Here is a 13,610-nt window from a genome sequence, read left to right as displayed (position 1 = left end):
TAGGTCAAAAATACCACATTGTTTATTTTAGCTTTATGCTTATAAAGATGGTACTTTTGTATTAAGTGAGTAGGAAATTGTATAACCAAAAGAAAACAAGAGGTAGTTGAACTTATGAATGAGAAGGTCATAAATAATAGTGATAAATGTTATGTATTGGCTGAAGAGAAGGCTGAAAAGTATTTTGAATCCTTGCGTGCGCAGGTGATTGAAAAGAGCTATATCGATGCATTAACGAAAGATATTCAATCGTGGAAGCAGAATCATATTCGTCATCGATCCTTAGCTTCCCTTTTTGCTCATAAAAATAAAAAAACAACAAATAAGGAGTATCATCAGTATATAAGCTGGTTGAATAAGAGAGGGAAACTGGAGCAGTATCTTCATCGAAGTATTTCATATATCTATCTGAGAGATTTGGGCAAAGCCTTGGACGAGCCTGAAACACAAACTAAAATCAAACAAGTCGTGGATACGCTCATTTCTCAATTAGTTACAGATAAATTTGAAGAATCTAGTGAGTTTGATTTGTTTAGTACACACGGTTTGTACAGATGGGGTCAAAAGGAGAATATCGAGTCAACAATCATCTGGCTATTCGACAAGCTAAGAATCGTTTCATCCTCTATACCGAATGGGATGGATGCCGAAAATGCCCAACGTAAATTAATCAAAATCATAGGTGGAGTTATGATGCACGTTAGGGAAGAGATGGGCTCTGATATTTCCCCGGAAGAACGAGCACAGAAGCTTGATGAAGCCATTCGGTTAGGATATTCCTATGGTCTGACCTATCCTTTTATAGATGATTTACTAGATGCAAATGTTTTATCCGATGAGGAGAAAAAGCAGTTTTCAACTATCATTAGAATGACGCTTATAAATGGGACAGTCCCAGAAATAGACGAGTGGTCAGGAGAAAATGAAAATCTTATTCGGTTTATTCATTCAGAACTGAAGGAAGCATTTGAGTATATTAAAGGATGCCAAAGCCCAGAAAATGCTAGAATATTTTTCGACCAGGCGTATGTGTTTTTTCATTCACAGGAAGTGGACCGAGTTAAAGAGTTAACAAATGAACATTACTCCAATGAAGATTTGTTTATTCCAATCATATTAAAATCATCTTCTTCACGATTGATTGTTCGTTCTGTTATTAGTGCACCGGAGGATGAAGGGTTTAACAAACGTACGTTTTACTATGGAATATACAATCAATTGGCAGATGACTTTGCGGATTTATTTGAGGATATGGATGCAGGAGCGGTCACTCCATATACGTATTATCTAACCTATCATGATAAGCGTCCTGACCTTATTAACCCATTCGAATTATATTGGACGGTTATTTTCAACTTAATTCATCATGTATATGATTCTGATCCTCATGCTTGTGAGGTCATACTGGATCGAGCAATCAATGGCTTAAAAAGAAATAAAGAACGATTAGGTACTAAGAAATATGATGAATTGATGAAGTTGTTAACAGCAAATATACCAGCATTCAACAGCCTCATCCAAACGATGGTTCAGAAAGCGGATGATGTGGATTTCTTTGATAAATTGCTCCGAGATCATATCCTTTCCAATATGAGAAAGGATCGTCAAGAGGAGAGCGAATTTGCTAACACAATAAAGAGCATTCGTCAGGAGATTAATCAATATCTGCCTATTAATCAACTAGAATCTACACTTTTGACGAATGATCCAATCATTGATGCGGCAAATTACAGTCTTGAAGGTGATGGAAAGAGGTTAAGGCCAATCGTGACTTGGATGATGGGAGTCAGGGAGTATGGGCTGGATTCTACAGCGATTGTACCGCTTCTTAAATCCCTGGAATATATGCATACGGCATCTCTTATTCTCGATGATCTGCCATCTCAGGATAATGCGCCTTTTCGAAGAGGGCGTGCTACCTTGCATAAGGTCCATAATACGGGTATAGCAGAAATAACTTCGGTATATCTTATTCAGAATGCTATGAAGGAACAAGCATCACTGAAACAATTTGATGCCGCGTCTGTTCTACAGTTAATTCGATACTCATCCCAGGTAGCCATGGATATGTGCAGAGGTCAGGCGATGGACTTAGAATCGAAAGGGAAAGTGCTGACTTTAGAGGAATTAAACACGCTTTCCTTTTACAAAACAGGAATCGCATTTGAGGCATCACTCATTATGCCTGCCATTCTTGCTCAAGTAGAGGAATCCGAGATAGAGAAGTTAAAAAAATTCGCTCATCATGCCGGAATCGCATTTCAAATTAAAGATGACTTGCTTGATCTGGAGGGGGATGACCTTTTACTTGGAAAACCTGTCGGTCAGGACAAAGAGAATAATAATTCTACATTTGTATCAGTTCTTGGCAGGGAGGGTGCTCGTAAAGTAATGTGGGACCATTACTGCTATGCTATGGAAGCTATTGTACAAATTTCACCGAAGAGTTCATTTTTAAAGCACTTATTGAATTATATGGTGAACAGAGAGCGCTAAAGTGATTGTCTGTTCGCTGCCTGATAGCAGAGAACATTCAGAACATAAAGATGCCCCCGGTTTTAAAACCAGGGGCATCTTTTTTCCTTATTTAACGCCTCTCATGTATTTTTGGATGGTTGGTGAGATGAAGTAAATAATAATTGAACATAGAATTGCGAATCCACCAATTAATCCAAAATACAGGAGTTCCGTTTCCGTACTATAAAGTTTTACAAGCTGTGCATTTATAGCCTGTGCAACTGCGCTTGCGAGGAACCATAGGCTCATCGTTTGAGCGGAGAATGCAGCAGGTGCCAATTTAGTTGTAGCAGATAAACCAACAGGAGATAGACAAAGCTCTCCAAGTGTGACGATTAGGTAGCTCAATATGAGCCAATAAGGACTAACAAGTGAGTCACCGCCACTTAAGTATCCTGGTACAAGCATCACAATGAATGATAGACCTGCTAATAGCAAGCCAATTGAAAATTTTCTGGAAGTTGAAGGCTGTCTATCCCCAAGCTTCATCCATAACCAAGCTGCAACTGGTGCAAAGATGATCACGAAGAGGGCAGGCATTGCCTGTAGCACACCAGGTGCGATTTTAAAGCCTAACAATGTTAAATTAGTCCGTTCTAAAGCATAAATATTCAGTAAATTAGAGCCTTGTTCATAAATAGCCCAGAAGATAACTGCTGACAGGAATAATGGAATATAGGCAAGTAATCTTGATTGTTCTTCTGCAGTTGTTTTAGAGCTTTTGTACATCCAAACAAAGTAAACGACTGGTATAATAACTGCCAAAATAGTTACGAGTAAAACAAATCGATCAATGGTTAGCCAACCGATTGTAATCAGAGCATAGAAAAGGACAATTAATAGAGCAATTGTTACCCCAAAATAAAGAGCAAATTTCTTTTTGCCTTCAGGGCTTAATGGATTAGGTGGCTGTGTTCCAATGGTGCCCAGATTTTTCTTTTTCGTAATAACAAATACGATTAATCCAAGAAACATACCTACAGCAGCAGCTGAAAAACCTGCATGGTAGCTATCGTAATGCCCACGTAATCCTTCTACAACAAATGGAGCTATAAAAGCACCTAAATTAATCCCCATATAGAAGATACTGAATCCTGAGTCCCGGCGATTGTCGGCCTTTGTATATAAGTCACCAACAACACTGGAAATGTTCGGTTTTAGCAATCCGGTACCAATGATAATTAAGAACATACTGGCAAAAAAGGCTTCAGCCCCGAGCGGTAATGCCAGAACAACATGACCAAGCATAATAAAAACTCCACCGTAGAATACGGTTCTGCTTGTCCCAAGTAAACGGTCTGCAACCCATCCACCGATAATACCTGATAGATAGACTAAAGATCCATAGATTGCAGCAATTGACATGGCTGTGGTTTGATCAAACCCCAGTCCGCCCTTGCTAACTTCAGCGTATAAGTAGAGGACCAGGATGGCCCGCATTCCATAATACGAAAAACGTTCCCAAAACTCTGTGAAAAATAATGTGAAAAGTCCTTTAGGGTGTCCGAAAAAACCTGTGTTCGGAATGCCTGGAACACCCGACTGTTTGTTTAATTTAACCAAAAATTCTCTCTCCTTTAGCATGATGTAGTACAATATACCATTTTATTTTAGATTAACTAAAAAATCAAAATTGAGAGACTATAATTTTGTTTATTTAATAGAAATATGTCGAAAAATGTTAGATTATGTGTGATAAATAAAGAAGAATAAATAATGTTTAATAGAAAATGCCCCAAAGTTATTGATAACTTTGGGGCATTTTTATTTAGGCTTCTATTTGATTTTTTAGTTTTGCATATTCTTCATCAGAGAATACTCGTGATTTCGTAATGAAATGACAATCTTCTATACTATCAAGTGAAAAGGCTGCTCCTCTTCCATCAGTAGTATCTAGGATCAATTGAGTATGTTTCCAGTACTCATATTGCATCTTATGGATATAAAACGGTGCTCCTCCAATGGAACCGAGGTATACATCAGAATCCCCCGTTTTAAAATCATCTTCCTTATAACACATGGGAGCAGATCCATCACAGCAGCCTCCGGATTGGTAAAACATAATAGAGCCGTGAGTTCTTTTTAATGAATCTATTAATTGAAGTGCCTCTTCGGTTGCTACGACACGTTCTACCATTTAGAGTCACTCCTTTTAGAAGAAACCTTGAGCATTTTTATCATAGCTTACTAACAAACATTTTGTTTGTTGGTAATGATCTAACATCATAGCATGGTTTTCACGGCCGATACCGGATAATTTGTAACCGCCGAAAGCAGCACCTGCTGGATATTGATGATATGTGTTTGTCCATACACGACCAGCTTGTATCGCACGGCCAGCACGGTAAGCAAGATCTCCACTGCGGGACCATACACCGGCACCTAATCCGTACAAGGTATCATTTGCAATTTCCATTGCTTCGTCAAAATCTTTGAAAGTCGTTACACTAAGAACTGGACCAAAGATTTCTTCCTGGAATATACGCATTTTGTTATGACCTTTGAAAACAGTCGGTTTAATATAGTTACCATTTTTAAGGTCTTCACCAAGGTCATTTTCTTCTCCGCCAATTAAACATTCAGCACCTTCTTCTTTGCCGAGTTTAATGTAGGATAAGATTTTTTCTTTTTGTTCATTTGAAGCCTGTGCGCCCATCATAACTTCTGTGTCAAGTGGGTTGCCAATCTTAATAGCTTTCACACGCTCTAATGCACGTTCCATAAATTTATCATAGATTGATTCCTGGATTAATGCACGGGAAGGGCATGTGCAAATTTCACCGGAGTTTAGAGCAAACATCACTAAGCCTTCGATTGCTTTATTTAAAAATTCATCATCTTTGTCTATTACATCTTCAAAGAATACGTTAGGTGATTTACCGCCAAGCTCCAATGTGACAGGAATAATGTTTTCAGTAGCATATTGCATTATTTGGCGTCCCACTGCTGTAGAACCAGTAAAGGCAATCTTCGCAATACGTGGATTTGTTGCAAGTGGTTTTCCTACTTCAATACCAAAACCATTTACGATGTTCAGAACACCCGCTGGGAGTATATCCTGAATTAACTCAACAAGAACCATAATGGATGCAGGAGTTTGTTCAGCTGGTTTTAATACGATGCAGTTACCTGCTGCTAATGCCGGGGCAATCTTCCAGACAGCCATTAGAATTGGGAAATTCCAAGGAATGATTTGACCAACAACACCAAGTGGTTCTTGGAAGTGGTAAGCTACTGTATCATTATCTAATTGAGTAGTTCTTTCTTCTTGTGTACGAATGGCACTTGCGAAATAACGGAAGTGATCAATTGCCAAAGGAACATCAGCATTCAATGTTTCACGTACTGCTTTCCCGTTATCCCAAGTCTCAGCTACAGCGAGCATTTCCAGGTTTTCTTCTAAACGATCTGCAATTTTATTTAAAATACGTGCACGTTCAGCAGTAGAAGTTTTCCCCCAAGCTTCTTTTGCTGCATGTGCCGCATCTAATGCTAATTCAATATCTTCAGCAGAAGAACGAGCAGCCTTTGTAAAAACTTCTCCGGTTACCGGAGATTTATTTTCAAAGTATTGACCTTTAACAGGTGCGACCCATTTTCCGCCGATAAAGTTATCGTATTTCTCTTTGAAATGCACAACTGCGCCTTCTGTATTTGGATTTGCATAAATCATGTTGATATCTCCCCTATGTTCGTATTGAAAACTCTTAAATATAAAGTTTTGATGCCACTTTGGAATAAAAATACACCAGTGAAGCGTTTTCTATACTATTATTTGTCTAATTTAATAAAATTTCAAATAATATGACTGTGAATATAGGAGAAATATGATGTATAAGTGTAGTATAGAAATAGGAAAAAAATGTGTCTTCCATTACTCGTTACTAGATAGATAAATTTTGCAGGTTATCTATTACATCTAAAGAGAATTATTCACCCATGAATGGAACAAGAGATTGGAGACAGGCTGTTTAATTTTACTAACAGCAACCAACAGATACGGGCGCTCTTATTCTGCCGAAATGCAGCGCTGCAAAAAAAATGATCTATATTTAATTCAGTCGGCAAGAGAAAAATAAGGTGGTAATAGCATGGATATTGCGGTGATAGGATCCAATATGGTCGATCTAATTTCCTATATTGATAGAATGCCAGAAGAGGGAGAAACACTTGAAGCACCTAGCTTTTCAATGGGGTGTGGAGGAAAAGGGGCCAACCAGGCAGTGGCAGCTGCAAAACTGGGCTCCAAGGTCATGATGGTTACGAAGGTAGGCGATGACATTTTTGCAGATAACACCATTCAAAATCTTAAACGCTATGGAATTGATACAGAATTTACGAATAAGGTCCCCGGAAGCAGCAGCGGGGTCGCACCAATCTTTGTAGATTCGGATTCCAAAAATCGTATTTTAATCATTAAAGGGGCCAATCAGTACCTTTTACCTGAGGATGTCGATAAAGCGGCCGAAAAGCTCAAGACATGTTCTTTAATTATTCTTCAGTTAGAAATCGCGCTCGAAACCGTTTATCGGGCGATAGAATTTGGGAACGAGCATGGGATTCCTGTTATTCTGAATCCTGCTCCTGCTACCAAAAATTTGGATTTCAATTATGTATGCAAATGTGACTTTTTTGTTCCCAATGAAAGTGAACTGGATATCTTGACTGGCATGCCTGTTTCAACGATTGAGCAAATTAAAGCTGCTGCAGTCAGCCTGATAGATAAAGGAGTTAAAAATGTTATCGTGACGATGGGAAGCCGAGGCGTGATGTGGATAACCGATAGAGGAACGCAAATCGTTGATTCATTCAAGGTTGATGCTGTAGACACAACGGGGGCCGGAGACGCATTCATCGGCTGTTTCGCCTATAATTATATTCAGAATGGGGATATTGTCCAATCGATAAAAATGGCTAATGCCTTTGCAGCATTAAGTGTCACAAAACGTGGTACACAGAATTCTTATCCAAGTATGGATGAAGTTAAGTTGTTTTTAAGCAAAAGAATTGAAGCGTAAGCAGGATTTTAATTAAAACTTGGTTTTTAGTGAATTAAAGGATGGCTCTTAGTGATGGAGTCATCCTTTAATATTTAAGTTATTTTACACAAATATATGACTAAGATATTTTTAGGGGTTATTAAGATTACCTTTCTATTGTTCAAGTGTTTGTCATAAAAACAAATATAATTCAGATTAATCAGTTAATAAATTTGTTATCAATCGATATAATGATATAATAAAAGTGTTCTGTATTATGCGTTTCTAACAAAATTTTAGGAGATGACCAATATGAAAGCACTCAGATGGTACAATGCTAAAGATTTAAGGTTAGACAATTTAGAGGAACCTACTGCCAAAAAGGGAGAAGCAAAAATTAAAGTTGAATGGTGCGGTATTTGTGGAAGTGACTTACACGAATATACAGCCGGTCCAATTTTTATCCCAACCGAAGAGCCACACCCATTGAGTAAGGAGAAAGCTCCGATTGTAATGGGACATGAATTTTCTGGACAAGTTGTAGAGGTTGGCGAAGGCGTAACCAGAGTCCAAGTTGGTGACCGTGTTACAGTTGAGCCCGTCTACTCCTGTGGAAAATGCGAAGCTTGTAAACAAGGAAAATATAATCTATGTGAGCTAATGGGCTTTTATGGTTTAGCAGGAGGCGGTGGAGGATTCTCTGAATACGCTTCTATACCGGAACATATGTTACATAAGCTGCCTGAAAATGTTTCATTTGAACAAGGGGCACTCGTAGAACCTTCAGCTGTTGCTGTACACGCTGTTAAACAAAGTAAACTTAAAGTTGGCGATAAAGCAGCGGTATTTGGAACAGGACCAATTGGTTTATTAGTTATTGAAGCGTTAAAAGCAGCTGGTGCGGCTGAAATTTATGCAGTAGAATTATCAGAACAACGCAGGCAAAAAGCAGAAGAACTTGGTGCTATTGCTATCGATCCGAATCAGGGTGATGTCGTTGAACAAATAACTAAATTGACAAATGGCGGTGTTGACGTTTCATATGAAGTAACAGGAGTACCGATTGTTTTAAAACAAGCTATTCATTCAACTAAATTTAATGGTGAAACGATGATTGTTAGTATTTTTGAAAAAGAAGCGTCTATTCATCCAAACGATATTGTTATGAAAGAACGTACAATCAACGGTATTATTGGATACCGTGATATATTTCCTGCTGTTATCAATTTAATGGCTCAGGGCTACTTCCCAGCTGACAAACTCGTTACCAAACGAATTAAGTTGGATGATGTGATTGAAGAAGGCTTTGAAGGTTTATTAAACGAACGAAATCATATTAAAATATTAGTAAAAGCTGAATAATCATTGTACAAATGCAAATATGATAATCATATATAGAAACTAAAATGGCCTTCTCTTCAAATGGAATGGCCATTTTAGTGTTTATGGATTTATTAGTAAGAAAGCAACACGTGGTGTATTGGATTTTGAGGTGTATTATACATTTCTGAGTATACAATTCTGCTAAAACACGTAATTTAGTCGTATTTGTGGAAGTTAGTTGGAGATGTATATATTTTAATAATCTGAATATATAAAATCGTTCAATATGTATTTACTTTGCTAACTATTATAATTATAATAAGTATGTGAAACATTGAGCAAGTTAATATACATACGGAGGATTGATTGGAATGAAAGCAGCTGTAGTGAGTGCAAAGAATCCTGGTAAAGTAGAATTAGTTGAAAAGGAGCTTCCTAAGTTAAAACCCGGTCAAGCTTTAGTTGATGTAGAATATTGCGGAGTATGTCATACAGACTTGCACGTAGCAAAAGGTGATTTCGGTGCAGTTCCGGGAAGAATTCCTGGACATGAAGGAATCGGCATTGTGAAAGAAATTGCAGACGACGTTACAAGTTTAAAAGTAGGAGATCGTGTCAGCATTGCCTGGTTCTTTAAGGGATGCGGAACTTGCGAATACTGTGTGACGGGAAATGAAACCTTCTGCCGCAGCGTACAAAACGCCGGCTTCACGGTTGATGGAGCAATGGCTGAGCAATGTATCGTAGAAGCGGACTATGCAGTTAAAGTACCTGAAGGTCTTGATCCAGCTCAAGCGAGCAGTATTACATGTGCAGGGGTAACTTGCTACAAAGCAATTAAAGTTTCTGATATTAAACCTGGTCAATGGATTGCTATCTATGGCTGTGGTGGATTAGGTAACCTTGCGATCCAATATGCGAAAAATGTATTCAATGCAAAAGTAATTGCAGTGGATATTAATGATGATAAATTGGCATTGTCCAAAGAAGTAGGAGCAGATCTTGTATGTAACCCATTAACAGATGGAGATGCAGGTGAGTGGATTCAGGAGAAAGTTGGAGGAGCTCATGCTGCAGTTGTTACAGCTGTTTCCAAAGTTGCCTTTAACCAGGCTGTTAACTCTGTTCGTGCCACTGCTAAAGTTGTTGCAGTAGGATTACCTCCTGAAACAATGGATTTGGCTATCGTGAAAACCGTATTGGATGGTATTCAAATCGTTGGTTCCTTAGTTGGTACACGTAAGGATTTAGAAGAGGCTTTCCAATTTGGAGCAGAGGGCAAAGTAGTGCCAATCGTTAAAACAAGATGCTTGCATGAAGTAAATGATATTTTTGAAGAAATGGAAGCAGGTAAAATCCAGGGCCGTATGGTCATCGATATGCACAAACACGAATAATTCCAATCAATAACCTTAAGTAATAAACCTCAAGCAGAATACTATAGAAAAAAAATGCACTCCAATTGTTAAGTGTAATCTAACAACTGGAGTGCATTATTATTTTTGCTTTTGCTCTATTATCATAATCTCTTCTTTTTATGATAGTTATATAAAATGAACAATAAGACAAACCATAATGGTGTAAGCAGCATTGCTAAGCGTGTTTCCGCAGCAATGAGCATTACAATCAGTATGAAAGCAAACATACCTAGGATTACATAATTTATAGCTGGTGTTAATGGAGCTTTGAATGTAGATTTAGCTCTTAAATCAGGTCTTGTTTTTACATATTTGATATGCGAGATTAAAATAATGCTCCATACCCAAATGAAACAGATGGCGCTGATTGTTGTGACGATTGTAAAGGCCTGCTCTGGTATCAGCTTGCTAAGCAGTGCACCGACAGAAACTACAATAGTAGAAGTTAATAATGCATTGCTCGGTACATGGTGTTTATTTAATTTGCCAAGTTTTTTTGGTGCTTCATTATGATTGCTTAAGTTGTACATTATCCGGCTGGTTGAGAATAAACCGCTGTTTGCAGCAGAGGCTGCCGATGTTAATACAACAAAGTTGATAATACCTGCCGCCATTGGAATCCCGATTAAGGCGAAGACACCTACAAATGGGCTGCTTGTCGCACTTAATTGATCCCAAGGATTGATGCATAAAATAACAAATAAGGCACCTACATAAAACAGTAAAATCCGTACCGGTATTTTGTTGATAGCAGATGGAATGTTTTTTCGTGGATTAGCTGTTTCAGCAGCAGATACACCAATAAGTTCAACTCCGACGAAGGAGAAGACAACCATTTGCAGTGATAGTAAGAACCCTGATATTCCATTCGGGAACATGCCGCCATGATTCCAAAGGTTAGAAACAGAAACAGTTCCGCTATCTGTTTCAAATCCAATCACAAGCAGTACGATTCCTACGACAATTAGTGCAACAATAGTGACGACTTTAATAATCGCAAACCAGAATTCCAACTCACCAAACAGTTTGACGGTTAATAGATTTAATCCTAATAGAATTACTAAACAGATGATGGCAGGCACCCATTGCGGGATATCAAACCAGTATTGTGTATATAAACCAACAGCGATAATATCAGCCATGGCTGTCATAATCCAGCAGAACCAATACGTCCAGCCAGTCACAAATCCAGCCCATGGACCCAAATATTCAGCTGCGAAATCGATAAATGATGTATGATTTGTATTGGATAAAAGTAATTCACCCAGTGCTCTCATAACAAAAAATAGAGCTACTCCGATAATCAGATAAGAAAATAAGATGGATGGACCGGCTAAATGAATGGATTTTCCGGAGCCTAAAAATAAGCCGGTTCCAATTGTGCCCCCAATTGCTATTAATTGTACATGACGATTTTTTAAATCCCTTTTTAACTCTTGCTTAGCCAAGTTGCATGCCCCCGTTTAATCTTAGATGTCTAAAACAGGCACCTAGTAAAATAGATATTTATCATTTTTCTCGCTTGATTTAGATACTATGTCTCACCTCACTATTGATATTGGAAAATAAAAAAAGAGATTGGTTGTCTCCAATCTCTAAAAGGGCAAGAATAACAAAAATCGTTACCATTCTGTCCTTTTGCCTGAGATTGTGAATCCTTCGGCGCTGTATAAATACAGTCTCTCCAGAAGCTGCTCCCGCCATAGTTTTATCCACAGCGATCAAAGCGTGCTATATTAAATTATCAATTATCAGAGTATGTTACCTTATTAACATAATTCTGAAAAAATGTTATGGAAAAAATGCTATCACTAAATTATTATGTTGTCAAACTAAGTACATGTAATTAAATGATTTGTTGAAGCATATGGAAGAGACCAAGATTTACTTGAAATATATTTAACCCATATGCTTTTGAACAATCAATTAATGATACTAAACAAGCTTCAGTTCTGATAAACCATTACAATAAGTATTAAATAGTAAAGAAAGGTACTAGGTCTCTCTCTTTTTTTGTTTACTAATTTAAACATCTTGAGGAGTATTCCTTCAGATATATAAGCATGGCAGTGAGGTTAAGGGGAAGGCCAGAATCGAAAGCTCTCTTTTTCATGTTTATCTTAGCAGTAGCACAATTCATTCTGAAAAAAAGACCAAATCCATAAGGGATTTGGTCTTTAATCTACATTATTAAAAGGCAAATTCAAATTTAGAGTTCATCCGCTATCCCCAGCAGGATAATACCGAAGATAACAACTGCGATGATCATGTATTGTTTTTTAGTCAGCTTCTCTTTTAGGAAGATTCGTGACAGGATAATTGAAAAGATACTGTAAGAAGCAATCAATGGTGCTGCGATAATTGCATAGCCTGATGCCATGGCAAATACGTAGAAAAATTGACCAATCGTTTCCAAAATAGCTGCTATCCCTTTATCGCGCTCTTTAAATACATGGAAGGATTCCTTCTTTATAAAGCGAAGATAGATAAAACATACGGCAGCGCATAGGAAAAAGGTATATTCATACGCAAGTAAAGCTGAATTTTCGCTGATTAGATTCAATTCATCCAGATAGATGGCATCCGCAAATGTAGCAAGTCCATCAATAATGCAATATAAAATTGGGAAGATAATAGCCAAGAAACCAATTTGGTATTTTTTATCGATATGCTCGGAATTCAGTCGACGAACTTCATCTTCTGCTCTTTTTTCCAGAACGGCAATTCCCACAATCCCAAGAGTGATAATGATAATCCCAAGTACTTCAATGATACTTAGCTCATGAGTGAAAAAGATGAAGAGCAGAATGCTTGTTACGACACCTGAGGAATTCTGTATTGGTGAGGCGATAGACAATTCAATATAGCGCAAACCAATATACCCAAATGCCATGGAAAGGATGTATAAAGAAGATACTGGTAAATAATGAATCATCTCCATTGGATTGAACTGTATATCTTTTATAATCATATAGGCTGTTGCATGAATTCCCATGACAAGACCAACCATGATGATAATTTTAATATGGCTGTACTTGTCGTTGCTGTCTGATCCCTTTTTATAAAATAGGTCAGCACCACCCCATGCTAAAGCTGTTAGTAGTGAAAAAATAAACCACATAACGATTCTCCTTGTTGAAGTTTAATAAGCTTTCTGAACCCCGTATAACAAGACATACAGAATCGTTTACTCAAGTGAGAAGACGTTACTGCTGCTATTGCAAAACGGAGAGCAGAGCTGTGAATAAAAATGAATTTTAATAGAGTCACAGAGTCAAGAATATAATTTCATTGTAAACTGTGTCAAGGGATTTAAAGGATGAAACTATAATAGAAGTGTGCATTTAATATAACAATAGTAATGAAAGGGCTA

Annotated in this window: 9 protein-coding genes and 1 riboswitch; of the genes, 4 read left to right on the top strand and 5 right to left on the bottom strand. The window is 37.7% G+C overall.

What is annotated here, in order from left to right:
• Positions 1-114: 114 nt before the first annotated feature.
• A complete protein-coding gene (locus tag AC4G3N_RS14840) occupies positions 115-2,496 on the top strand; it encodes a polyprenyl synthetase family protein (protein WP_148631091.1) in 2,382 nt (793 codons plus the stop codon).
• 87 nt (positions 2,497-2,583) lie between these two features.
• Here the strand turns inward: AC4G3N_RS14840 and AC4G3N_RS14835 are convergent, their stop codons facing one another.
• The 3 genes from AC4G3N_RS14835 to exaC all read right to left on the bottom strand — a co-directional run bounded on the left by AC4G3N_RS14835 (position 2,584) and on the right by exaC (position 6,190).
• Positions 2,584-4,080: a peptide MFS transporter gene (locus AC4G3N_RS14835; RefSeq protein WP_175354309.1), complete on the bottom strand. Its 1,497-nt coding sequence runs from the start codon at positions 4,078-4,080 to the stop codon at positions 2,584-2,586.
• A 205-nt stretch (positions 4,081-4,285) separates the two neighbouring features.
• Complete coding sequence (locus AC4G3N_RS14830) at positions 4,286-4,654, bottom strand: DUF779 domain-containing protein (RefSeq protein ID WP_491090458.1); 369 nt, start codon at positions 4,652-4,654, stop codon at positions 4,286-4,288.
• Positions 4,655-4,669: 15 nt separating this feature from the next.
• On the bottom strand, positions 4,670-6,190 hold the full coding sequence (gene exaC, locus AC4G3N_RS14825; protein WP_491090456.1) for an acetaldehyde dehydrogenase ExaC: 1,521 nt from the start codon (positions 6,188-6,190) through the stop codon (positions 4,670-4,672).
• Between the two features lie 418 nt (positions 6,191-6,608).
• Between exaC and rbsK the strand changes: the two genes are divergently transcribed.
• The 3 genes from rbsK (at position 6,609) to adhP (ending at position 10,216) form a co-directional block, all read left to right on the top strand.
• Positions 6,609-7,535, top strand: a complete 927-nt coding sequence (gene rbsK, locus AC4G3N_RS14820; protein WP_139892716.1) for a ribokinase — start codon at positions 6,609-6,611, stop codon at positions 7,533-7,535.
• Between the two features lie 273 nt (positions 7,536-7,808).
• The gene (locus AC4G3N_RS14815) at positions 7,809-8,858 is read left to right on the top strand and encodes a 2,3-butanediol dehydrogenase (RefSeq protein ID WP_491090454.1); all 1,050 of its coding nucleotides are present in this window, start codon (positions 7,809-7,811) and stop codon (positions 8,856-8,858) included.
• A 332-nt stretch (positions 8,859-9,190) separates the two neighbouring features.
• On the top strand, positions 9,191-10,216 hold the full coding sequence (gene adhP / locus AC4G3N_RS14810) for an alcohol dehydrogenase AdhP (RefSeq protein WP_491090452.1): 1,026 nt from the start codon (positions 9,191-9,193) through the stop codon (positions 10,214-10,216).
• Between the two features lie 122 nt (positions 10,217-10,338).
• Here adhP and AC4G3N_RS14805 read toward each other — a convergent pair whose 3' ends face one another.
• Together AC4G3N_RS14805 and AC4G3N_RS14800 are read right to left on the bottom strand one after the other, a co-directional pair.
• Positions 10,339-11,685, bottom strand: a complete 1,347-nt coding sequence (locus AC4G3N_RS14805; RefSeq protein ID WP_066108180.1) for an amino acid permease — start codon at positions 11,683-11,685, stop codon at positions 10,339-10,341.
• A 172-nt stretch (positions 11,686-11,857) separates the two neighbouring features.
• Positions 11,858-11,935: riboswitch (glycine riboswitch) on the bottom strand.
• 511 nt (positions 11,936-12,446) lie between these two features.
• Complete coding sequence (locus AC4G3N_RS14800; protein ID WP_140462165.1) at positions 12,447-13,358, bottom strand: DMT family transporter; 912 nt, start codon at positions 13,356-13,358, stop codon at positions 12,447-12,449.
• Positions 13,359-13,610: the final 252 nt, after the last annotated feature.

It is taken from the genome of Bacillus sp. z50, from assembly GCF_058313585.1.
Note: the sequence above shows the minus strand (reverse complement) of the source record. Positions and strands in the feature narration are given on the sequence as shown.

What these genes read in the sequence shown, in the direction of transcription:
- AC4G3N_RS14800 (WP_140462165.1), bottom strand. Translation starts at nt 13,358, where the DNA reads ATGTGGTTTATTTTTTCACTACTAACAGCTTTAGCATGGGGTGGTGCT.
- AC4G3N_RS14815 (WP_491090454.1), top strand. Translation starts at nt 7,809, where the DNA reads ATGAAAGCACTCAGATGGTACAATGCTAAAGATTTAAGGTTAGACAAT.
- AC4G3N_RS14830 (WP_491090458.1), bottom strand. Translation starts at nt 4,654, where the DNA reads ATGGTAGAACGTGTCGTAGCAACCGAAGAGGCACTTCAATTAATAGAT.
- exaC (WP_491090456.1), bottom strand. Translation starts at nt 6,190, where the DNA reads ATGATTTATGCAAATCCAAATACAGAAGGCGCAGTTGTGCATTTCAAA.
- adhP (WP_491090452.1), top strand. Translation starts at nt 9,191, where the DNA reads ATGAAAGCAGCTGTAGTGAGTGCAAAGAATCCTGGTAAAGTAGAATTA.
- AC4G3N_RS14840 (WP_148631091.1), top strand. Translation starts at nt 115, where the DNA reads ATGAATGAGAAGGTCATAAATAATAGTGATAAATGTTATGTATTGGCT.
- rbsK (WP_139892716.1), top strand. Translation starts at nt 6,609, where the DNA reads ATGGATATTGCGGTGATAGGATCCAATATGGTCGATCTAATTTCCTAT.